Annotated in this window: 15 protein-coding genes; 2 read left to right on the top strand and 13 right to left on the bottom strand. The window is 68.0% G+C overall.

Annotation, left to right across the window (positions count from 1 at the left end; genetic code table 11):
- Window positions 1–14 precede the first annotated feature (14 nt).
- From ACLQ3J_RS02380 to ACLQ3J_RS02370, 3 genes are all read right to left on the bottom strand, one after another.
- Window positions 15–920 (bottom strand): glycosyltransferase family 2 protein, encoded by a 906-nt coding sequence (locus ACLQ3J_RS02380; protein WP_296550796.1) that lies wholly within the window; start codon window positions 918–920, stop codon window positions 15–17.
- Window positions 921–1,351: 431 nt separating this feature from the next.
- A complete protein-coding gene (locus tag ACLQ3J_RS02375) occupies window positions 1,352–2,590 on the bottom strand; it encodes an RNA polymerase sigma factor (RefSeq protein ID WP_425902277.1) in 1,239 nt (412 codons plus the stop codon).
- A 5-nt stretch (window positions 2,591–2,595) separates the two neighbouring features.
- A complete protein-coding gene (locus ACLQ3J_RS02370) occupies window positions 2,596–2,949 on the bottom strand; it encodes a YciI family protein (RefSeq protein WP_169621792.1) in 354 nt (117 codons plus the stop codon).
- Between the two features lie 140 nt (window positions 2,950–3,089).
- Here ACLQ3J_RS02370 and ACLQ3J_RS02365 point away from each other — a divergent pair, with 140 nt between their 5' ends.
- On the top strand, window positions 3,090–4,676 hold the full coding sequence (locus ACLQ3J_RS02365; RefSeq protein WP_425902047.1) for an FMN-binding glutamate synthase family protein: 1,587 nt from the start codon (window positions 3,090–3,092) through the stop codon (window positions 4,674–4,676).
- A 64-nt stretch (window positions 4,677–4,740) separates the two neighbouring features.
- Here ACLQ3J_RS02365 and ACLQ3J_RS02360 read toward each other — a convergent pair whose 3' ends face one another.
- From ACLQ3J_RS02360 to ACLQ3J_RS02340, 5 genes are all read right to left on the bottom strand, one after another.
- Entirely contained in the window at window positions 4,741–5,580 is an 840-nt protein-coding gene (locus ACLQ3J_RS02360) for a shikimate dehydrogenase (protein WP_169621790.1), read from the bottom strand.
- Window positions 5,570–7,276, bottom strand: coding sequence for an endolytic transglycosylase MltG (mltG, locus tag ACLQ3J_RS02355; protein WP_206038672.1), 1,707 nt, complete (start codon window positions 7,274–7,276; stop codon window positions 5,570–5,572). The genes ACLQ3J_RS02360 and mltG overlap by 11 nt, the downstream gene beginning before the upstream one ends.
- A gap of 47 nt (window positions 7,277–7,323) precedes the next feature.
- A complete protein-coding gene (gene ruvX / locus ACLQ3J_RS02350; RefSeq protein ID WP_169621788.1) occupies window positions 7,324–7,842 on the bottom strand; it encodes a Holliday junction resolvase RuvX in 519 nt (172 codons plus the stop codon).
- A 2-nt stretch (window positions 7,843–7,844) separates the two neighbouring features.
- On the bottom strand, window positions 7,845–10,511 hold the full coding sequence (gene alaS / locus ACLQ3J_RS02345) for an alanine--tRNA ligase (RefSeq protein ID WP_169621787.1): 2,667 nt from the start codon (window positions 10,509–10,511) through the stop codon (window positions 7,845–7,847).
- A gap of 133 nt (window positions 10,512–10,644) precedes the next feature.
- Complete coding sequence (locus tag ACLQ3J_RS02340) at window positions 10,645–12,057, bottom strand: replication-associated recombination protein A (RefSeq protein ID WP_169621786.1); 1,413 nt, start codon at window positions 12,055–12,057, stop codon at window positions 10,645–10,647.
- 141 nt (window positions 12,058–12,198) lie between these two features.
- Between ACLQ3J_RS02340 and ACLQ3J_RS02335 the strand changes: the two genes are divergently transcribed.
- A complete protein-coding gene (locus ACLQ3J_RS02335) occupies window positions 12,199–13,812 on the top strand; it encodes an alkaline phosphatase D family protein (protein WP_296550798.1) in 1,614 nt (537 codons plus the stop codon).
- A gap of 16 nt (window positions 13,813–13,828) precedes the next feature.
- Here ACLQ3J_RS02335 and ACLQ3J_RS02330 read toward each other — a convergent pair whose 3' ends face one another.
- From ACLQ3J_RS02330 to aspS, 5 genes are all read right to left on the bottom strand, one after another.
- On the bottom strand, window positions 13,829–14,995 hold the full coding sequence (locus ACLQ3J_RS02330; RefSeq protein WP_169621784.1) for a kinase: 1,167 nt from the start codon (window positions 14,993–14,995) through the stop codon (window positions 13,829–13,831).
- Window positions 14,996–15,134: 139 nt separating this feature from the next.
- Entirely contained in the window at window positions 15,135–16,139 is a 1,005-nt protein-coding gene (locus tag ACLQ3J_RS02325; protein WP_169621783.1) for a transglutaminase family protein, read from the bottom strand.
- Complete coding sequence (locus ACLQ3J_RS02320) at window positions 16,136–18,691, bottom strand: circularly permuted type 2 ATP-grasp protein (RefSeq protein WP_425902044.1); 2,556 nt, start codon at window positions 18,689–18,691, stop codon at window positions 16,136–16,138. Before ACLQ3J_RS02320 ends, ACLQ3J_RS02325 begins: the two co-directional genes overlap by 4 nt.
- A 169-nt stretch (window positions 18,692–18,860) precedes the next feature.
- Window positions 18,861–19,130, bottom strand: coding sequence for a DUF4235 domain-containing protein (locus tag ACLQ3J_RS02315; RefSeq protein ID WP_169621781.1), 270 nt, complete (start codon window positions 19,128–19,130; stop codon window positions 18,861–18,863).
- A 291-nt stretch (window positions 19,131–19,421) separates the two neighbouring features.
- A complete protein-coding gene (gene aspS, locus ACLQ3J_RS02310) occupies window positions 19,422–21,218 on the bottom strand; it encodes an aspartate--tRNA ligase (protein ID WP_169621780.1) in 1,797 nt (598 codons plus the stop codon).
- Window positions 21,219–21,237 lie beyond the last annotated feature (19 nt).

The following is a 21,237-nucleotide window of genomic DNA, read 5'->3' as shown; positions in this document are numbered from 1 at the left end:
CGCGGCGAACGCGTTCATCGGGCGGCCGGAGGAGCCTGGACGAGTTGCGCGTCGCTGCCGCGGGACAGAGCCTGCGCGAGGTAGCCGGCGAGTCCGGAGTCGTGTCCACGCAAGACGGTGCGCAGTACCCTGACCCCGTCACGGATGGCATGGAGGTTCGATTTGCCCGACCGCCGAGGCATTTCCAGACTCGGAACCTCCGCGATCCGCAGACCGCCCTGCATAGCGTGCACCACCATTTCTGCCTCGATTTCGAAACCCGGTGCAGAAAGGGACAACAGGTCGAGGTAGCGACGGTGAAATGCGCAGAAGCCGTAGCACAGGTCGGTCAGCTCCGCGTCGTAGAGCGTGTTGAACACGCGCAGCAGGAAACGGTTGCCGAGTCGACGGATAGGGGTTATGTCCAGCGACCCGCCACCCACGATGAACCTCGAGCCCTTGACGAAGTCGTATCCGTTGGTGAGAAAGTGCAGGTAATGCCGAATCTCCTGGGGTGCCATGCTGCCGTCGGCGTCCATCATGACGATGATGTCGCCGGTAGCGGCCAGGAACCCGGTCCTGAGGGCACTACCCTTGCCGATACCTTCCTGGGGGATAACCTTGATGTCGGGCCGGTAGTGACTGGCGGTGATGAGGGTTGCGTCGGTCGAGTTGCCGTCGACCAGGATGATCTCGTCGACCTCGTCGGCGATCTGCTCCAGCACCCAGGCGATGTTCCGTGCCTCGTTCCTGACCGGGATGATCAAGCTGACCGTGGATGTCGCCTCGGGCACGGTTCGGCTCCGCTTGGGGCGGACGTCACCGATGTTCCGGTCTACGATTCGTGCCGCCTTCCCGACTTGGACTTGGACGGTTGCGTCCACCGATCGCGCCGGTGAATCTTCGTCTACAAATCCGTTCTGCTGGCGTACATCTGTCATGTCGGACTCCGATCTGCGTTCGATTCGCGGCAACGTACTGAGGTTTCTCACCGGGGATGTGGATGTGGTGCGAGGGGCGGTTCGGGAGATCGGCGTCGCGCGACGGAAACTTGGCCCCTCCGGTAGCTGGTCCTGCAGCATCGTCATGCACCACCCCGTCGGGAAATCCGTCGTTAAACTATCTCGTATGCGAGATTAGGGCAGTGAAACATTCTTCCAGTCTGTTTTTGGGATAATTCTAGGTAAACGGACCGGTTTCTCGAAGTCCCCCGGGCTTCTCGGAGTCGAAGGCGTCCCGGTGACTGCCCGACGTGATGCCCGCGGGTCCCGTGGCTGTGAGCGTGGCCGCTGCCCCGCACGATCGGTCCGCTCGCGGGTCGCGGAGCCACTCGGTCGCGGAATCACACGGTCGCGGAGTCACACGGTCGCGTCTACCGACCGGCGGCGAGTTCGTCGCGGCAGCGCAGAAGGTACGCCCGCTCGACGGCATTGTCGGTGCGCGCCGCGGCGCCGGCGTACGCAGCCGCAGCGGCGCGCGGCCGGCCGAGCCGGCGCAGCAGAGCCGCGCGGGCGGCATGGAAGACGTGGTAGCGGTCGAGATCCAGTTCGTCGACGATCCGCAGGGCCACCTCGGGCCCGTCGGTCTCCGCGAGGGCGATGGCCCGATGGAGCGCCACGACGGGAGTGGGATGCAGGGCCAGAAGGTGGTCGTAGAGCTGCACGATCTGCGACCAGTCGGTCGCAGGAGCGGTCGCCGCGTCGGCGTGCACGGCAGCGATTGCGGCCTGGAGCTGATACGGACCGGGCCGGTTCAGTTCGATGCAGCGCCGGACGAGGACCTGTCCTTCCCGGATCAGGTTCCGGTCCCAGCGGGTGCGATCCTGGTCGGCGAGAAGCACCATCCGCCCGTCGGCGGTGGTCCGTGCGGCGCGACGCGACTCGCCGAAGAGCATCAACGCCAGCAGTCCCGTGCTTTCGGGGTCGTCGGGCAGGAGTTCGATCAACTGCCGGAGGAGCCGGATCGCCTCGGCACTGAGGTCGGTATCGCCGAGTGTTGCTCCCCTCCCGGCGGTGTGCCCCTCGGTGTAGATCAGATAGAGCACCGCGTGCACCGCGCCCAGCCGTTCCGGAAGGTCGGCCGCGGACGGCGTGCGGTAGGGAATCCTGGCGTCGCGGATCTTCGCCTTGGCCCGTGAAATACGCTGCGCCATCGTAGGTTCGGGAACGAGGAATGCGCGCGCGATCTGCGCGGTACCGAGACCGCCGAGCAGGCGGAGGGTCAGTGCCACCCGGGTCGCCGGGGCGAGCGCGGGATGGCAGCACGTGAAGATCAGTCGCAACCGGTCGTCGGGCAGGCCGGGTCCGGGGAGACCGTCGTGGACGTCGCCCTCCTGCACGCCGAGAAGCCTCGCTGCGTCGGCGTGTTTCGCGTCCCGCAGGACCTCCCGCCGTGCGTGGTCGATGGCGCGGCGTCGCGCGGTGGTGATGATCCACCCCGCCGGACTCGGCGGGATCCCCTCCCCCGGCCAGCGGTTCACCGCGACGGTGAACGCCTCCTGCACCGCGTCTTCGGCGAGGTCGAGGTCGCCGAAGACGCGGGTGAGCACCGAGACTGCACGTCCGTACTCGTCGCGGAAGATCCGTTCGATCTGTGTAGACGTCACCGACATCGGAGTCAGCCGCACGATCCCCACTGCAAGGGACGCACCTCGATCGGCAGCGTGGTGGCCTCGGCGAGTTTGCGTCCCCAGACAAGTGCAGCGTCGAGATCCTGGGCCTCGATGACGTCGAAGCCTCCGAGGTGTTCCTTCCCTTCGATATAGGGCCCGTCGGTCGTTACGACGCCCTGACCGCCGGCCCGGACGACGGTCGACGTGCTTGCCGCGTGAAGGCCTCCGGAGAAGACCCACGCTCCGGCCTCGCGCAGTTCGCGTTGGAGGACCTCCAGCTTCCGCATGATCGGCTCGAGTTCCTCGGGCGGCGGCGGATCGCCGTCGGGCTGATAGATGCTGAGCAGGTACTGGACCATTGCCGAATCCTTCTCGAGGTGGCCGGCTGTTCCGGCCGTTCATCTACTACACGAACGATAGGCGGCAGATTCGACATCCGGCCGAGAAGACGAACGGTTAAGTGGGCACGAGGACGACTCATTCCGCCTAGCGTGAGGTCATGGAGTGGTCGAAGGCCCTCGGCATCCCGGCTGCGGCCCTGGCCGCGGTGGCGTCGTACGACATGCTGCAGCGGAAGCACTCGCTGTTGCGCAATTTCCCGGTCGTCGGGCACGGACGACATCTCCTCGAGGCCGTCGGACCGGAGTTGCGGCAGTACATCATCACCCGCAACGACGAGGAGCGTCCGTTCACCCGCGACCAGCGCCGATGGGTGTACGCCTCGTCGAAGCAGGAGAACAACACCTTCGGGTTCGGCACCGACAACGATGTGGAATACACCGACGGATACACGATCATCAAGCACCGCACGTTCTCACAGGTCCCCGCGTCCGGCGCGCCACACAGCGGTGAGGCACTCGAGGTGCCCTCGGCGAAGATTCTCGGCGGACCACGAGGCCGGGCGAAAGCGTTCCGGCCTCGTTCGTTCGTCAACATCTCGGGAATGAGCTTCGGGTCCCTGTCCTCGGCCGCGGTCACCGCGCTGAACATGGGAGCCGCGTCGGCCGGATGTATGCACAACACCGGCGAAGGTGGGCTCTCGCGCTATCACCGCCACGGCGCCGACCTGATCTTCCAGATCGGTACCGCCTATTTCGGGTGCCGCGACGAAGAGGGCCGGTTCGACCTCGGCCGGCTCGTCGCACTCACGGAGTCGGCGCCGGTCAAGGCCATCGAGATCAAGCTGAGCCAGGGCGCCAAACCCGGGCTCGGCGGCCTGCTGCCGGCTACCAAAGTCACCCCCGAGATCGCCGAGATCCGCGGCGTCGCGATGGGCCACGACGTGGTCAGTCCGTCCCGGCACACTGCTTTCCACGACGTCGACAGCATGCTCGACTTCGTCGAACGCGTCGCCTCGGAAACCGGCCTTCCGGTGGGAATCAAAGCGGCCGTGGGTGATCCGACGTTCTGGCACTCGCTCGTGGAGTCGATGCGCAGCGGCGAGCGGGGCGTGGACTTCGTGACCATCGACGGCGGCGAGGGCGGCACCGGCGCCGCTCCGCTCGTCTTCACCGACGCAGTGTCGTTGCCGTTCCGGAGCGGCTTCGCGCGGGTCTATCGTCAGTTCGCCGAAGCAGGCCTCGCCGACGACGTCACGTTCATCGGATCGGGCAAGCTCGGCATGCCCGACAATGCCGTGGCCGCATTCGCCCTCGGTTGCGACATGCTCAACGTCGCCCGTGAACCGATGTTCGCACTCGGCTGCATTCAGGCACAGAAGTGCCACACCGACACCTGTCCGACCGGAGTCGCCAGCCACAATCGATGGCTCGAGCGGGGCCTGGATATTCCGTCCAAGGCCGACCGGGTCGACGGCTATCTGCGGGCGCTACGGCGCGACGTCCTCAAAGTGGCCGAGGCGTGCGGGGTGGCACATCCGAGCCTGATCGGTGCCGACGACGTCGAAGTCGCCGACGGCAACCGGCATTCGGTGACCCTCGCCGAACTCTACGGTTACCGGACGGACTGGGGGCTGCCGAGCCCCGCAGGTCGCGAGGCGATCACCCGGATCATGACGGCCGGCGAACCCGAGGCCTCCGGCGGCGCGGGGTCGCCCGGGGCCGCGACGAAACCCCCGGGAACCTAGCGGGCCGAACGGTAAGTCGCCGGTAACCGGTGCTCGGTGCCGCTGCGCGACCCCTCCGCCGGTCTCAGGCGTAGTCCAGCCCCACCGCGCGCGCCATGGCTTCTCGGGGTGCGGGCCGGCCGGTGAACTGCTCCACCTGCCCGAACGCCTGGTTGAGGAGCATGTGCAGTCCACTGATGACCACCGTCCCGCGGGCCTCCGCCGCCGAGGCGAGCGGCGTCGGCCACGGATCGTAGATCGCATCGAGAATGTACGGAGCGCGGGCGAGTGCGTCGGCGTACGGCGCTGCCGCAACAGCGGGCACGGTGCTCACCAAGGCGTCCGCCTCCGCGCACATCTGTCCGAGGCCGGGAGCATCGAACGGCACCCACCGGGCCTCGATGTCGTCCCCGAGACAATCGAACGTGGCCCGGGCGCGACCCTCGTCGCGCGCGACCACCGTCACGCTGCGGACACCGAGGTCGGTCAGTCCGACGAGCGCGGGACGCGAGGTGCCGCCCGAACCCACCACGACCGCGGATCCACCCCTCAGGTCGCGTACCCCGCCGGAGCGCAGCGCTCCCGTGACGCCGTCGACGTCGGTACAGTCCGCGCGCCACCCTCCGGGGACCCGCACGAGGGTGTTCGCCGACCCGATCGTCACGGCGCGCTCGGTGCGCTCGGTCGCGAATTCCAGGGCAGCGAACTTGCCGGGCATCGTCACCGAGACACCGACCCACTCGTCCCCGAGACCCGACACCAGACCGGGCAGTTCCTCGCCGGTGCACTCGATCCGGTCGTAGGTCCAGTCCGTCAGCCCGAGCGCCCGGTAGGCCGCGAGATGCAACAGCGGGGATTTCGAATGTTCGATCGGCTTCCCGAGGACCGCGGCCCTGCGGGCCACCGCGTTCAGATCATCTGCCACTGTTGAGAATTCCGCTTTCCAGAGCCTTCTGCGTGTTGACGAGGTGTTCTTCGTAGTTGTTCGCGAACAGGGTCGTGCCCTTCTCGTCGATCGTCACGAAGTAGGTCCACTCACCGGGTTCGGGGTTCTCTACCGCTTGGAGGGCGCCGATGCTCGGCGACGAGATCGGTGTCGCCGGCAAGCCCACGCTCGCGTAGGTGTTCCACGGGGTCACGAGTGCCCGGTCCGCGTCGGTGGTGGCGAGTTCCGTTTCGTCGAGTGCGTAGTTCACCGTGGAGTCGAACTGCAGCATCTGCCCGATTTCGAGGCGGTTGAGAATGACGCGGGCGACCTTGGAGAAATCGGCAGGCAGCGCTTCCCGCTCGACGAGCGACGCAGCGACCAGCAGTTCGTAGGGGGTCAGCCCGACCTTCGCGGCAGCTGCGGTGATACCGGTCTCGTCGTATTTGGCGGCGCTCGCGGAGACGAGGCTGCGCAGCACCTCGACCGGTTCGGCGCTCGGGTCGATATCCCAGCTTCCGGCTGCGATCAGCCCTTCGAGCTGGCGTGCCCGGTCGGGGACGTTCGCGACCGCTTCGCGGGCCCACTCCGGGACTCCCAGAGCTTCGAGGTCGGGGCTCGCGCCCGCTGCTTCGAGTTCCTCGTAGGTCAGGCAGGTCGGCGTGCCACCGTCGTCGTAACAGCTTGCTTCGGAGATGAGCGTGTAGATGCCCTTGCGCACCGCGCCGGTATTGACGTCGCGGATGTCGTGAAGCTGCCGGCCCTCGGAGACGACGAATGCGCCCACGCGGCTGGTGCCGCTCACCAGCGCCGTAACAGCGTCGACCGCCGGGACGTTGGTCGGCACCCGGTAGTAGCCCGGGTGCAGGGCGTTCATGCCGGAGTTCTGCACGGCGGCTTCGTAGAACGCCGCGGAACTGGCGACGACGCCCTTGTCCACGAACTCGGTACCGATCTCCTGTGCCGTGTCTCCCGGCTGCACCTGCACGACGACCTCGGGCCCGGCAGGCCCGGTGAAGTCGGGTGCGGGATCGGGCCCGGCAAGCTTGGTGTAGGCGAAGTAACCACCGCCCACGAGGACGACGAGCACCAGCGCCGCGGCAAGCGACCCGAGGATGCGTCCGCGCTTCTTGCGGGCGACGGCGCCTCCGGTTCGTTTGCCCCGGGGCGACGGCGCGCCGACAGCCGCGGGTACTGCGCGTGTCTCGGCGTAGTCCTCGTCGTCGTACGCGGACGAGTCGTAGTCGTCCTCGTCGTAGTCGTCGTACTCGTCGCGCGGGGCGGCGGCGGAGTCGCGGCCCGGGGCGGCTGCGGGGTAGGGATTGTTCCCGTCCCGAGGCGCGGGGTGGCGGCTGTAGCCGTCGCCGTCGTATCCGTCTCCGGTGTCGTCGTAGGCATCGCCGGTGTTGTCGTAGCGGTACCCCTCGCGCTGTGCGTAGGAATACCCGTCGGCGTATTCGTCGTCGGCGTAGCCGGGTCGTTGTCCGCTCTGCTCGGGCGCATAGCCGGAGCCGGGTGCATGACCGGGAGGCGGACCGTCGAACGCGCCCTCCTCGAAATGCAGCACGTTCGTCTCGTCGTCGTCCGGCGAACGCGTCGGGTGCGGTTGCTGCGGTGGAGTGTCGTAGCGGTAGTCGCCTTCGCCACGCCGATCCGCCGGTCCCCTGTAGCTACCGGCGTACGGGTCGGAGAACAACCCCTGTCTTGTGGGTTCGGAACGGTCGTCGGACTGCCCGTGCCGGTTCACCGGCTTCCCCCGAGGTCTCCGTCGGCTTCGTTCACTGCTGCGCTCCGCTCGTCCAACCAACCCTGCAAAATGGCCACGGCCGCGGCCTGGTCGATCACCGGCCGCGCGCCCCTTGCGCTCACCCCGCTCTCGCGGAGGGCACGCGCCGCAGTGACCGTGGTGAAACGTTCATCGGCCATGCGCACGGGAACGTCGGGCAATTGCCTGCGAATGCGGCGAGCGAAGTCGCTCGCCAGTTTCGCGGCCTTGCCGGGCTCACCGCGCAGCGTCTGCGGCAGCCCGACGATAACCTCCACGGCCTCGTATTCCATAACGATTTGGACAATGCGCCGGATATCCGGCGCGTCGGGACCGCGGTCTTTCGAGCGCGGCACGGTCTCGACGGGCGTGGCGAGGATGCAATCGGGGTCGCTCGAAGCGACCCCGATCCGCACGCTCCCGACATCGATCCCGATTCGTCGGCCTCGGCCGGGGTCGTCGGCCCCGGGTCGATCCGGGCCCGGCAGGTCAGCCACGCTCAGCCGGCCAGCTCGCTGAGCCGGGCGCGGAAGGCATCGAGTGCGGCACGGATGCCGGACGGATCCGAGCCCGCCCCCTGTGCCATATCGGGCTTGCCGCCGCCGCGTCCGCCGATCGCGGGTCCGAAGCTCGCGACGAGATCGCCGGCCTTGATGCCCATCGCCTGCGCGGGCTTGCTGGTGGCGACGACGAACGGAACCTTTCCGTCGGCACTGCCCAGGAGCAGCACGACAGCGGGCTCGGAGCCCAGCCGGCCGCGGATATCGGATGCCAGGGTGCGCAGGTCGTTGCCGGTGACGCCTTCGGGTGCCGCCTCGGCCACCACGAGCAGGTCGCCGATTCGCTGCGCCTTGCCGGCGTAAGTGCCCGCTGCCGCCGCGACGTTGGCCGCCTTCGTCTTCTCCAGTTCCTTCTCTGCCGCCTTGAGCCGCTCGATCAGCGACTCGACGCGTCCGGGCACCTCCTCGGAGGGAACCTTCAGCGTCGACGACAGGCCTGCGAGCAATGCCCGTTCCTTCGCGAGGTGGCGGTAGGAATCGAGTCCGACGTAGGCCTCGACCCGGCGCACACCCGACCCCACCGACTGCTCACCGAGGAGCGTGACGGTCCCGACGTGCGACGAATGCTGGACGTGGGTGCCGCCGCACAGCTCCATCGAGAAGGGGCCACCGATCTCGACGACACGCACCTCGTCGCCGTAGTTCTCGCCGAAGAGCGCCATCGCGCCCATCTTCTTGGCCTTGTCGAGGTCGGTGACGAACGTGTTGACCGGGTAGTTCGCCGCGACCGCCTCGTTGGTGACGACCTCGATGTCCTGCTTCTGCTGCTCCGACAACGCACCGGGCCAGGAGAAGTCGAACCGCAGGTAGCCGGGCTTGTTGAGCGAACCGGCCTGCACGGCGTTGGGTCCGAGGACCTCCCGCAGCGCGGCATGCACGAGGTGGGTGCCGGAATGGCCCTGTGTCGCGCCCTTGCGCCATTCGGGGTCGACCTGCACGAGCACCGCGTCGCCCTCGGTCACCTGTCCTTCGACCACGGTGACCTTGTGCGTCCACAACTGCTTGGCGATCTTCTGGACGTCGTCGACCTTGATCTTCAGACCCGGCCCGGTAATCGTTCCCACGTCGGCGATCTGGCCGCCCGACTCCGCATAGAGGGGGCTGCGGTCGAGGATCAGTTCGACCTTCTGCCCGGCGGATGCGGTGTGCAGGCGTTCGCCCCCGGTAATCACGGCGAGCACGTGCGCCTCGGTTACGAGTTCACCGAAGCCGGTGAACTCGGTGGGGCCACGGTCGAGGAGTTCCTTGTAGACCGTCAGGTCGGCGTGCGCGTGCTTGCGGGCCCGCGCGTCGTCCTTCGCGCGCTGGCGCTGTTCCGCCATCAGCGACCGGAAGCCGTCCTCGTCCACGGTCAATCCGGCCTCGGACGCCATCTCGAGCGTGAGGTCGATGGGGAAGCCGTAGGTGTCGTGGAGGGTGAATGCGGCGGTTCCGCCGAGCACGGTCTCGCCCTGTGCTTTCGCGGCGTCGACCGCCCCTTCGAAGAGCTTGCTGCCGGTGCCGAGCGTCTTGAGGAACGCGGTCTCCTCACCGACCGCGACCGTCTCGATGCGCGAGAAGTTGGTCGCGAGTTCGGGGTAGGACGGCGCCATCGTGTCGCGGACGACGGTCATGAACTCGGCCATCGTGGGACGGTCGGCGCCGAGCAGACGCGCCGAGCGCACGATCCGGCGAAGCAGACGACGCAGAACGTATCCACGGCCGTCGTTGCCGGGGTTGACGCCGTCGACGATGAGCATCGCGGCCGTGCGGGCGTGGTCGGCGATCACCCGGAAGTGGACGTCGTCCTCGTGCTTGGCGCCGTACACCGCGCCTGTCAGTTCGGCGGCTTTGTCGATCACGGGACGGAGCAGATCGGTCTCGTACACGTTCTCGACGCCCTGGAGCAGGAACGCCACCCGCTCGACGCCCATACCGGTGTCGATGTTCTTCTTCGGCAGCGGTCCGAGGATCGGGTAGTCGTCCTTGGAGCGGCCTTCGCCGCGCTCGTTCTGCATGAAGACGAGATTCCAGATCTCGATGTAGCGGTCTTCGTCGGCCTCCGGGCCGCCCTCGACGCCGTACTCGGGGCCGCGGTCGTAGAAGATCTCCGAGCACGGGCCGCACGGGCCGGGGATTCCCATGGACCAGTAGTTGTCCTTCATGCCGCGCCGTTGGATGCGGGCCTCCGGCACGTTCATCTTGTCGCGCCAGATCGCGAACGCTTCGTCGTCGTCGAGATACACGGTGACCCAGAGCTTTTCCGGATCGATGCCGTAACCGCCGTCGTCGACGGAGCCGGTGAGCAGCGACCACGCGAAGGCGATGGCCTCTTCCTTGAAGTAATCCCCGAACGAGAAGTTGCCGGCCATCTGGAAGAACGTGTTGTGCCGGGTCGTCTTGCCGACCTCTTCGATGTCGAGCGTGCGCACGCACTTCTGCACCGATGTCGCACGGGTGTACGGCGGGGTCTGCTGCCCGAGGAAGAACGGCACGAAGGGAACCATGCCGGCATTGACGAACAGGAGATTCGGATCGGCGAGGATCAGCGACGCGCTGGGTACCTCGGTGTGGCCGGCCTTCACGAAGTGATCGAGAAAGCGCCTACGGATCTCGTGGGTCTGCACGTCATGGTCCTTTGTCGTGTGACGGTTCCGGGAACTGCCCGGTGTGGCCTGCCGGCCGCGCGAAACGGCCATCGTTCAGCTTAACGTCCCGGCGCAACCGGCTTCCGGTCGGTACGACGGGCGTCACGCCCGCCTACCGCTCGCCTCGCACGATGCGGCGGAGCTTCGGCACCCGCGACGCCAGTTCACGTTCGGCTCCGTGGTTGGTCGGCCGGAAGTAGTCGACCCCGACCAGTTCGTCGGGCGCGTACTGCTGGGCGAGCACGCCGTCCGGATGGTCGTGCGGGTAGCGGTACCCGACGGCGTTGCCGAGCTTCTGCGCGCCCTGATAATGCCCGTCACGCAGGTGCGCGGGCACCATCCCGGCCTTGCCCGCTTTGACATCGGCGATCGCCGCTCCCAGCGCAGCGGTGACAGCACCCGACTTGGGGGCTGTCGCGATGTGGATGGTGGCCTGGGCGAGAGCGAGCTGAGCCTCGGGCATCCCGACCTGCTGCACGACGTGTGATGCGGCGACGGCGGTCTGCAACGCGGTGGGGTCGGCCATTCCCACTTCCTCGCTGGCCTGGATCATCAGGCGCCGGGCGATGAAGCGGGGGTCCTCCCCCGCGACGATCATCCGCGCCAGGTAGTGCAGGGCGGCATCGACGTCGGAGCCGCGCAGCGACTTGATGAACGCGCTCGCGACGTCGTAGTGCTGGTCGCCGTCGCGGTCGTAGCGCACCGCGGCCCTGTCGATGCTCGACTCGACCGTGGACAGATCGATGACGGCGTCGCCGTCGCCGGCCCGGTCCGACGCCGTCTCGGCGGACGCCTCGAGCGCGGTGAGCGCGCGTCGCGCGTCGCCGCCTGCGAGACGTACGAGGTGATCGAGCGCGTCGTCGGTGATGTCCACCACGCCACCGAGTCCGCGTTCGTCGACGCGGGCGCGTTCGAGCAATTGCCGGATGTCCTCGGTGCCGAGCGGTTGCAGTTGGAGCACCAGCGAGCGCGACAGCAGCGGAGCGACGACGGAGAAGGAGGGGTTTTCGGTCGTCGCCGCGACGAGCAGCACGATCCGGTTCTCCACGGCGGCGAGCAGCGCATCCTGCTGGGTCTTCGAGAACCGGTGGACCTCGTCGATGAACAGCACCGTCTGCTCGCCGTGGGCGAGGCGGCGGCGCGCCACATCGATGACCGCACGCACGTCCTTCACACCGGCGGACAGAGCCGAGAGCGCTTCGAACCGCCGGCCTGTCGCACCGGAGATCAATGACGCGAGCGTCGTCTTCCCGGTCCCGGGCGGGCCGTACAGCACGACGGACGCCGCGCCCGAACCTTCCACGAGGCGTCGGAGCGGAGCGCCGGGTTCGAGCAGGTGCTGCTGGCCGACCACCTCGTCGAGACTCGCGGGACGCATGCGGGCGGCGAGCGGAGCGGAGGGCCCGGTCGGCGCTGCGGGTGCGCGGCGTATCTCCGGTTCGGGTTCGGGTTCCTCTGCGCGGGGCGCCTCGAAGAGGGCGTCCGGTTCTGCCGAAGGATCCTCCGCACCGAATACGTCACTCACCACTCCGACGCTACAAGCTCCCACCGACCGTCGCGGTCGCAGTACCCGGTGAACAAGCGGCGACATTTCGGTGCATATCTGCCGTTTGCCCTGAATCGGGACCCTCGGCATGGTCAGATCGACGCCGTGCCCCTACTTCGTGTGACGCGTCGAACACTCCTGCGAGCCGGCGCGGTGGTCGCCGGCACGTCTGCCCTGGCCGCGGCGACCGCTCCCGGCGCGTCGGCGGCTTCGCCTGTCTTCGCACACGGCGTGGCCTCCGGTGACCCGCTTCCCGACGCGATCGTCCTCTGGACCCGCATCACTCCCACACCCGATGCGGTCCCCGGCTCGGGCGTGGGCCCCGCGACCACGGTGCAGTGGGAGATCGCCCGGGACGCCGACTTCTCCGACACGGTGGCCTCGGGATCGGTGTCGACGACAGCCGACGCGGACCACACCGTGAAGGTCGATGCGACAGGCCTGGCCGCCGACACGGAGTACTACTATCGCTTCCTCGCCGGCGGGGCCGTCTCCCCCACCGGGCGCACACACACCGCACCGGCCGCCGACGCGCACGTCGAGCGTCTCCGGTTGGGCGTCGTATCCTGCGCGGACTGGGAGGGCGGCTACTTCGCGTCGTACCGGCATCTCGCCGCACACGGCGACCTGGACGCGATGGTGCATCTGGGCGACTATCTGTACGAGTACGCGGCCGGCGAGTTCCCCGTTTCGACGGGATCCGAAGTACGGGCGCATCGTCCGTCGCACGAGATCGTCACCACCGCCGATTACCGGATGCGGCACGGCCAGTACAAGACCGACCCCGATCTGCAGCGGCTACACGCCCTCGTGCCGTGGATCGTGGTGTGGGACGACCACGAGTCCGCGAACGACGCGTGGTCGGGCGGTGCCGAGAACCACGACCCGGCGACCGAGGGCGACTGGGCCGCGCGCAAGGCCGCGTCGGTCCGGGCCTACTACGAATGGATGCCGGTCCGGAGGGAAGGCGATCGTCTGTACCGGCGGCTCCGGTTCGGTGACCTCGCCGAACTGTCGATGCTCGATCTGCGCACGTACCGTTCCGAGCAGGCTCGGCCGGTAGACGGGAAGACTGTCGACGAGCCCGGCCGCACCATCACGGGCAAGGACCAGATGGCCTGGCTCACCGCGGGCCTGACGAGTTCTCCGACTCGATGGCAGCTCGTCGGCAACTCCGTGATGTTCGCACCGCTCCTGCTCCCTCCCCTCGACGTGCGCACGACCGGTGCGCTCACCGCACTGCTCGGTGCGCCGTCGAACGGAGTGCCGTTCAGCACCGACCAGTGGGACGGGTACCCGGCCGACCGTCGGCGTCTGCTCGACGCGATCAGCGGCGCGGGACGACGCAATGTCGTGTTCCTCACGGGCGATATCCACACGTCGTGGGCGATGGACATTCCCGCCGATCCGGCCGACTATCCGGGTGCGGGCACCGTCGCCACCGAGTTCGTGGTGCCGTCGGTGACGTCGGCCAACATCGACGAGTTGCTGGGGGTCCCGCCGCGCACGGCATCACCGGCGCTGGAGGAGGTCGTGCGGTCGACCAACCGGCACGTTCGGTTCGTCGAACTGGACTCGCACGGCTTCGGGGTGCTCGAGGTGACCCCGGATGCGGTGCAGATGGAATGGTTCTTCCTCGGCGACCGTACCGACCCGTCGACCGGCGCACGACGAGCAGCGGGCTTCCGTGTGCTGAACGGCACCGCACGCGTCGAACCCGTACCGCCGGTGTGACCCGGACAGGTGGGCGTCAGGCGGCTTCGCGTGCCTCGAGCTGTTCGAGCACCTCGCGCGCATGTCCGGCGACGTCGTCGTGGCCGGTGTCGGCCGCGAAATCGGCGAGCAGCATCCAGCGGGAACGCAGCGCTTCGATTCGCGGCACCGACAGTTCGTGCTCGCGTACCGAGGCGATCCGGGCGTGGTCCTCGGGCAGGAAGAGATGGGTGCTGAGCCAGACGCACGCCAGCAGCGCGTCCAGAAGGCGTTCGGCCAGCACTTCGTCGTAGGCCAGGTGCGGCCACATGCCGACGACCTCGGCGCGCCACGCGTCGGCCATCGCCCGCATCCGCTCCACGGTCATGGGAACGGCACACACGCACAGGGGGAATGACGTCAGGGCGAATGCGATATCGAGGGTCGCGTCCCGGAAGCCTCCCCACTCGTAGTCGAGGAACTGCACGCCGTCGTCGCCGACGACGATGTTGTCCGGGCACAGGTCCGACGGGCTGAAGGCCCGGTGACGACCGCCGGTGAACAGCTTTGCGGCGCGTTCGGCCCGTTCCCGGACCGAATCGGGCACGGTGAGACCGAAATCGGTACCCAGCAGTTCGGGCACACCGCGCACTGCGTCGATCGCCTGTTCGGACACCGTGTCGGCGACATGCGAGACGTCGGCGCGGCGCAGCAACGCCGCGAAGTCCTCTTCTCGTCCCACGGTCGCGGCGTGCATCCGGCCGAGAGCCTGCGCAAGCGCCATGAGCGTGTTGCCGACGGTCTCGCTGTCACCACTGCGCATCAGGGTCGCGAGAGGGGTCGCGTCGCCGAGATCGCTCAGGACGAGCAACCGGGTCGCGAAGTCGTACGCGAGCAGTTCCGCACCGGGACGGTGGTCCTTGGCGAGGGCGGTCGCGAACTGGTAGGAGACCGCTTCGCGCAGGAACGCGATCTGCTCGTCTGTCGCGGAACCGTGGAGGTCGACGTGGCCGGCACCGCGCGACGGCGGCACCTGCTTGAGCACGAGTGTGCGTGGCAACGAGAAGGGGTTCGCGGCGACCCGCACCCGGAGAACGACCGACCTGCCACTGCCCCCGAGGTCGACGGGATCCGCCAGTTTGACCGGCGCCCCGGTACGACGAGTGAGCAGCTGCTCGGCTGCCTGCACTACCTCTGACACGGGGTCCGCCAATGTTGCAGTCATCACGAACCAATCTACAGGTTCCCGGTCACTAAATGGGCTCGCAGAAGACCTCGGTCACTCAGGACCTTCGATGGTCACGCGCGAGAGGGCACATCCGCTTTGTCCGGACCTGCACCGTCCGGGCAGCACATCGGGTATCTCACGAGATCGACGACCGGGTGCCCGCGGAGGTGTTGCCGATGTCCACGGGGTTTCGATCGCCCTGATCGGAACGTCCTCCCGCAGCGGAGAATTCTTCGTCGATCGGCGCGACATCGACCGATACCTCGATCGTGCTGTCCTGCGCTTCCGTATAGATCACGCCCCGCAACGGCGACACATCCGCGTAGTCACGTCCCCACGCCACGGTCGTGTACCGCTCGTCGCCGAGTTGATCGTTCGTGGGGTCGAAGTCCAGCCACGTGCCGTCCGGCAGCCACACCGACGCCCACGCATGCGTCGCGTCCACCCCGACCATGCGTTCCTTCCCGGGCGGCGGGTCGGTCGCGAGATATCCGGAGACGTAGCGTGCTGCGAGCCCCTGGGAGCGCAGGCAGGCGATCGCCAGGCGCGCGAAGTCCTGACACACGCCCGATCCGGCCGCCAGCACTTCCGCAACGCGGGTGGACACGGATGTCGACCCCGACCGGTAGGTGAAGTCCGTGAAGATCCGGTGTGTCAGGTCGACGATCGCCTCGGCGATCGGCCGCCCGGCCGTGAACGTCTTCTCCGCGTAGGCACGCACGTCGTCGTCGATCTCCGGCGGATGCACGTCGAGTACGAAGTCGACGGCCAGCGCACCGGCGGGGCCGGCCGGGCGGGCCGTCTCCCACGGCGCCAGACACGCCGGCGTCCGCAACCGCCCCGGGTGCGGAGGTGAGACCGCGACCTCGGAGCGTCCGACCACTTCGAGCACCTCGTGCGTGTCGGTGACGTGGAAGAACAGGTCGCGGTTGCCCCACAGGTCCGCGCCGGTGGACATGTCCGCAGGCGCGGGACTCACGGTGACCTCACTGGAGAGCACCTGCTGCCGGTCGGTTTCGCGGGGAAGCAGGTATCCGCGTCCGTAGGAGGAGGTCACCGCGCCCGAGTAGCGGTAGGTGGTGCGGTGCGTGATGCGGTACCGCCGCACACCGGGCTCGCTGGATCCGTCGGCGACTGTCATGGCAGGTCTCTCCGCTCTGTGCCGCCCCACAGGGGCCGGGTTCCGCCGGGCAACGACAGCGGTCCCTTCATCAAGACGACGGCGAGTTCCGTCAGCCCGGCGTGGGTGGAGTCGAGCAGGCGCGCGAACTCCGCCCGGCCACCGTCGGTGACGGTCTCGAGGTCGGACGGGTCGCAGCGGCGCAATGTCGCGAGGAGTTCGTCGACGAGCCGTTCCGGCAGGGACGAGCCCGACGAGTGCGGCAATGCCACCAGGTTCTCGCGCAGCCGGTCGAGGAGGTACGCGAGCGAGCGCGGATTACCCGGATCGAACAGGAGCAGCTGGGCGACGGCGGCGACCCGCACCGTGGTGTTGCGTCGCCGGAACGTCACCGAACTCTCCGCCGCGGCGAGCACCGACTCCATGAGCGCGCGTTCGGTGGGCCGGGTGTGCTCGCGGGTCAGGGTCGAGGACAGCAGTGACACCAGCGCCAGGCCACGCTCGAGGCGTTTGCCGATGTCCATCACGTACCAGCCCAGATCGCGCACCATCGATTCCGCGCCGAGGCCGGACAGGGCGAGCATGCCGTTGAGCACCGCCGACTGGGTCGCGCCGAGCTGCGCGCCGTCGTCTTCCGGATCGACCGCGAGGTCGTCGAGGGCGCGCTGCACGTCGGCCAGGACCGTCCAGGTGTCGTGCGAGAGCTGGTCGCGCACGGCGCGGGCGGCGCGCTCGAGCCCACCGAACGACTGCGCCAGCGAGCCCGGCCGCGCACGATCCACGGTGAGGGCGCGGAACTCCGCCACGACGTTGCGATGGTCGTCCACCATCGCGACACCCTCGCTGAGCTGTGAGGTCGCGACAAGTGTGCCGAGCAGAACAGGCAAGCAGTCGCTGCCCTCGAGCCATGGCCGGTTCCGGTAGTCCTGGTAACGCTCCCTCATCGAAATGAGCAGCCGCGCCGTGTCTTCCGCGCGCTCGCCGTAGCGGCCGATCCAGAACATGTCGTTGAGCACGCGCGGCGAGGCCACCACCTCGGTGGAAGGCGCCGCGAAGCGCGGCAGCGATTCCGGAGCGGTAGAGCCCGCCGCGTCGGTGGTGGCGCCACCCGCGACAGTCCGTACCCAGACATCCTTCGCCGCCACTCGCGGTTCGGTTTCCGGCGCGGCGCCCGGTACCAGCACCTCACACAGTCCGCCGGGCATCGGCGTGTATCCGACGCGCTGCGCAACGGTGAACAACCGAAGACTCACGGGAGACGCCGTCACGGCCGTTCCGTCGAGGCTGGGCGCGTGGGAGTACTCGACACGTTCCTGCGCCACCCAGTTGACCGGTTGCGCCTTCACGCGGGCGAGCAATTCCTCCCGCTCCGCGGCGGTCAAGGTTTCGCCGACAACGGTTTCCGCGGTGACGGTGGAGCGCAAGACCAGATCGGGAAGGCGCGAGGTGAGTTCCGAGAGTCCGGAGGCGGTTCCGCCCCAGTGGGTCTCCTCCGATTCGAGCAGGAGGTCCTCGTCGAGCAGCGCCCGGGCGAGTGGTCGAAGGTATCCCGCGAGCGCGGGGTTTTCGAGGACTCCGCTGCCCAGCGGGTTGACCAGTGACACTCCACCGCGACGAACGACTTCCACGAGTCCGACCACGCCCAGCCTCGAATCACGCCGGAGGTCGAGCGGGTCGGCGTAGTCGGCGTCGATGCGCCTCATCACCACGTCGACGCGGGTCAACGACCCCAGCGAACGCATCCACAGCCTCCCCTCCCGCACGGTCAGGTCGGCCGACTCGACGAGCGGCACGCCCAGCACGCTCGCGAGATGCGCTTGGTCGAAGGCGGTTTCGGATTGCGCACCCGGACTGAGTACCACCACGAACGGGTCCTCGACACCGCTGGGCGCGACATCGCGCAGCGCGAGCCTGAGCGCGTGACCGAACGGTGCGAGGGGCCGCGGGCCGGCGGTGGTGTAGATCTCCGGCATCGCATGGGCGACGACCCGACGATCCGCCATCGCGTAGCCGAGACCGGACGGCGCCTGGGTGTGGTCGCGGATCGCACGGAAGCTACCGTCGCGATGCCGCGCCACATCCACCGCGTGGATGAAGAGTTGATGCGGCCCCGGAAGAGTGACTCCGTGAGCCGCTCGCAGGTATCCGGGATGGCCGAAGACCAACTCCGGAGGCAGCAAGCCCGTGGTGAGTGTGCGCTGCGGGCCGTACAGGTCTGCCAGCAGTGCGTCGAGCACGCGCGATCTCTGCACGAGCCCTCGTTCGAGGACCGCCCAGTCGTCTGCGGCGAGAACCAGGGGTAAGGCGTCTACTTCCCAGCGCACCGGGCCGGTCGGTTCTCCGTCCGGGCCCACCGAGTCGACCGGGTTGTAGGTGATGCCGTGATTGTCGACCAGGGTGCGTACACGTCGCCGGTAGCGCTCGAGCACCGCGGGCGAGCGGCCCTCGAGCACCCCGGCGAGTTCGCTCCAGTGCTCCCGGATCTCACCGGAAGCGGTGTGTAGCTCGTCGTACTGCGGACTGAACGGGGTGTCGTACTCCCCGACCGGATCCGCCTCGGCCACGTCGTGCATGAAGCGCCGCCCTCTCGATCTTTCCGTCGGCGCACCGTCGTTCACGACTCGCTCGACCGTCGCACCGGCGACGGGTCAACTCTGCCAGGTGGAGTTGCTCAACGTGTATTCGCGGCGGACCCGGCGGCGTGCGGGGTGCCGCACGTCACTGCTCCGGGACCGAAGGTGACTATGCCGGCGACTTGTGGGTGACCTTGCTGAAGCTCTTCGCGGTTGCGCGGTCCACGCCGGCTTTCACCATGCCGAAGATCAAGCCCTGCAACGCGGCTGCGATGAGCACGTCGCGGGTGCTCTGTGACAGGTCTTGTGGTTCCGGCTTCGGGCGATTCTGCCCCACTCGCTTCCACACCTGCTGGAAGACCGCTCCCGCGAGCACACCTCCCCCGACACTCGCCGCCAGGGCAAGGGGCTTGTACATCATCACGCTTGCGTCGGGCATGTGCAGGTTCCTCCTCCGGTGCGGTGCCGACGGTGGCACCGCGATCTCCCGACCGAGGTACCCGCCTGCTCCGGGGCGCAAACGGCGAGCACGACGACGCCGAGAGCGCTCGCATTGTGAGCGGCGGGTTCGTGGAGGGGTTTCGAGTCGGCGTTGGATTCGGTATTTCTAGGACTTCCGTCCGATTCGAACTCCGCCGGTCAGAGGAAAACTGCCCCCCCAGAGAAAGCGGAGGCCGCACGCCCCTCAGGACGTGCGGCCTCGACCCAGCCGGATCAGCCGGTAGCCGAATCAGCTCTTGGCGGGAGGTGCAGCCTTGTCCGCCTCGGGTTCGGGCTTGTAATCGATACCCGACTCCTTACGCTGCTCCGGAGTGATGGGCCCCGGAGCGTCCGTGAGCGGATCGACTCCCCCACCCGACTTCGGGAACGCAATGACCTCGCGGATCGAATCCATCCCGGCGAGCAGAGCGGTGATGCGATCCCAGCCGAAGGCGATGCCGCCGTGCGGGGGCGCGCCGTACTTGAACGCGTCGAGAAGGAAGCCGAACTTCTCGTTCGCCTCCTCCTCCGAGATGCCCATCACCTTGAACACGCGTTCCTGGATGTCGGGACGGTGGATACGGATCGAACCGCCGCCGATCTCGTTGCCGTTGCACACGATGTCGTACGCGTACGCAAGCGCCGATCCGGGGTCGGTGTCGAACGTGTCCATGAATTCGGGCTTGGGCGAGGTGAAGGCGTGGTGCACCGCCGTCCACGCCGAATGCCCCAGTGCCACATCGCCGCTCGCCGTCGCGTCTGCGGCCGGTTCGAACAGCGGCGCGTCGACGATCCACACGAACGCCCACGCGTTCGGATCGATCAGGTCGAGCTTGCGGGCGATCTCCCCGCGTGCCGCGCCGAGGAGTGCACGCATCGGCTTGGTGGCGCCGGCGGCGAAGAAGATGCAATCGCCCGGCTTCGCGCCCACGTGTGCCGCGAGTCCGGCGCGCTCGGTGTCGGTGAGGTTCTTGGCAACCGGACCGGTGAGTTCCCCGTCCTCCCCCACCAGCACGTACGCCAGACCCTTGGCCCCGCGCTGCTTGGCCCATTCCTGCCACGCGTCGAGCTGGCGTCGCGGCTGGCTCGCGCCACCTTCCATGACGACCGCACCGACGTACTCGGCCTGGAAGACCCGGAAGGTGGTGTCCTTGAAGAATTCCTTGCACTCGACCAGTTCGATCCCGAATCGAAGGTCGGGCTTGTCCGACCCGAAACGACGCATCGCATCCGCGTACGTCATCCGCGGGATCGGCGTCCGGATCTCGTAGCCGACGAGACGCCACAGTGCTTCGAGCACGTCTTCGGCGAGCAGGATGACATCGTCCTGCGTCACGAACGCCATCTCGATGTCGAGCTGGGTGAACTCGGGCTGCCGGTCCGCACGGAAATCTTCGTCGCGGTAACAGCGGGCGATCTGGTAGTACCGCTCGATGCCGCCGACCATGAGCAGCTGCTTGAACAGCTGCGGGGACTGCGGCAGTGCGTAGAAGTTCCCGGGCTGCAGGCGGGCGGGTACCAGGAAGTCACGGGCGCCCTCGGGCGTGGAGCGCGTCAGCGTGGGGGTCTCGACCTCGACGAACTCGTGCTGGGCCAGCACTGCCCGTGCGGCGGCGTTGACCTTGCTGCGCAGCCGGATGGCCTTGCCCGGGCCTTCCCGTCGCAGGTCGAGGTAGCGGTACTTGAGGCGGGCTTCCTCGCCTGCCTGGTCGTCGAGCTGGAACGGCAGCGGAGCGGACTCGTTCAGCACCTCGAGTTCGGTGGCATTGACCTCGATGGCGCCGGTGGGAATCTCGAAGTTCTGGTTTCCCTCGGGCCGCATCTCGACCACGCCGGTTACCTTGACGCAGTATTCGGCGCGCAGACGGTGCGCCTGTTCGAGCACTCCCGGGTCGCGGAAGACCACCTGCGCCACCCCCGACGCATCGCGCAGGTCGATGAAGATGACCCCGCCGTGGTCGCGGCGCCGAGCGACCCAACCGGTGAGGGTGACAGTCTGCTCGGCGTGCTCGGCTCGCAACGAGCCGGCGAGATGGGTGCGCAGCACGGAAGTCCTTTCGAAACGA

This window comes from Rhodococcus sp. DT1, from assembly GCF_049844875.1.
GTDB lineage: Bacteria > Actinomycetota > Actinomycetes > Mycobacteriales > Mycobacteriaceae > Rhodococcus.
Note: the sequence above shows the minus strand (reverse complement) of the source record. Positions and strands in the feature narration are given on the sequence as shown.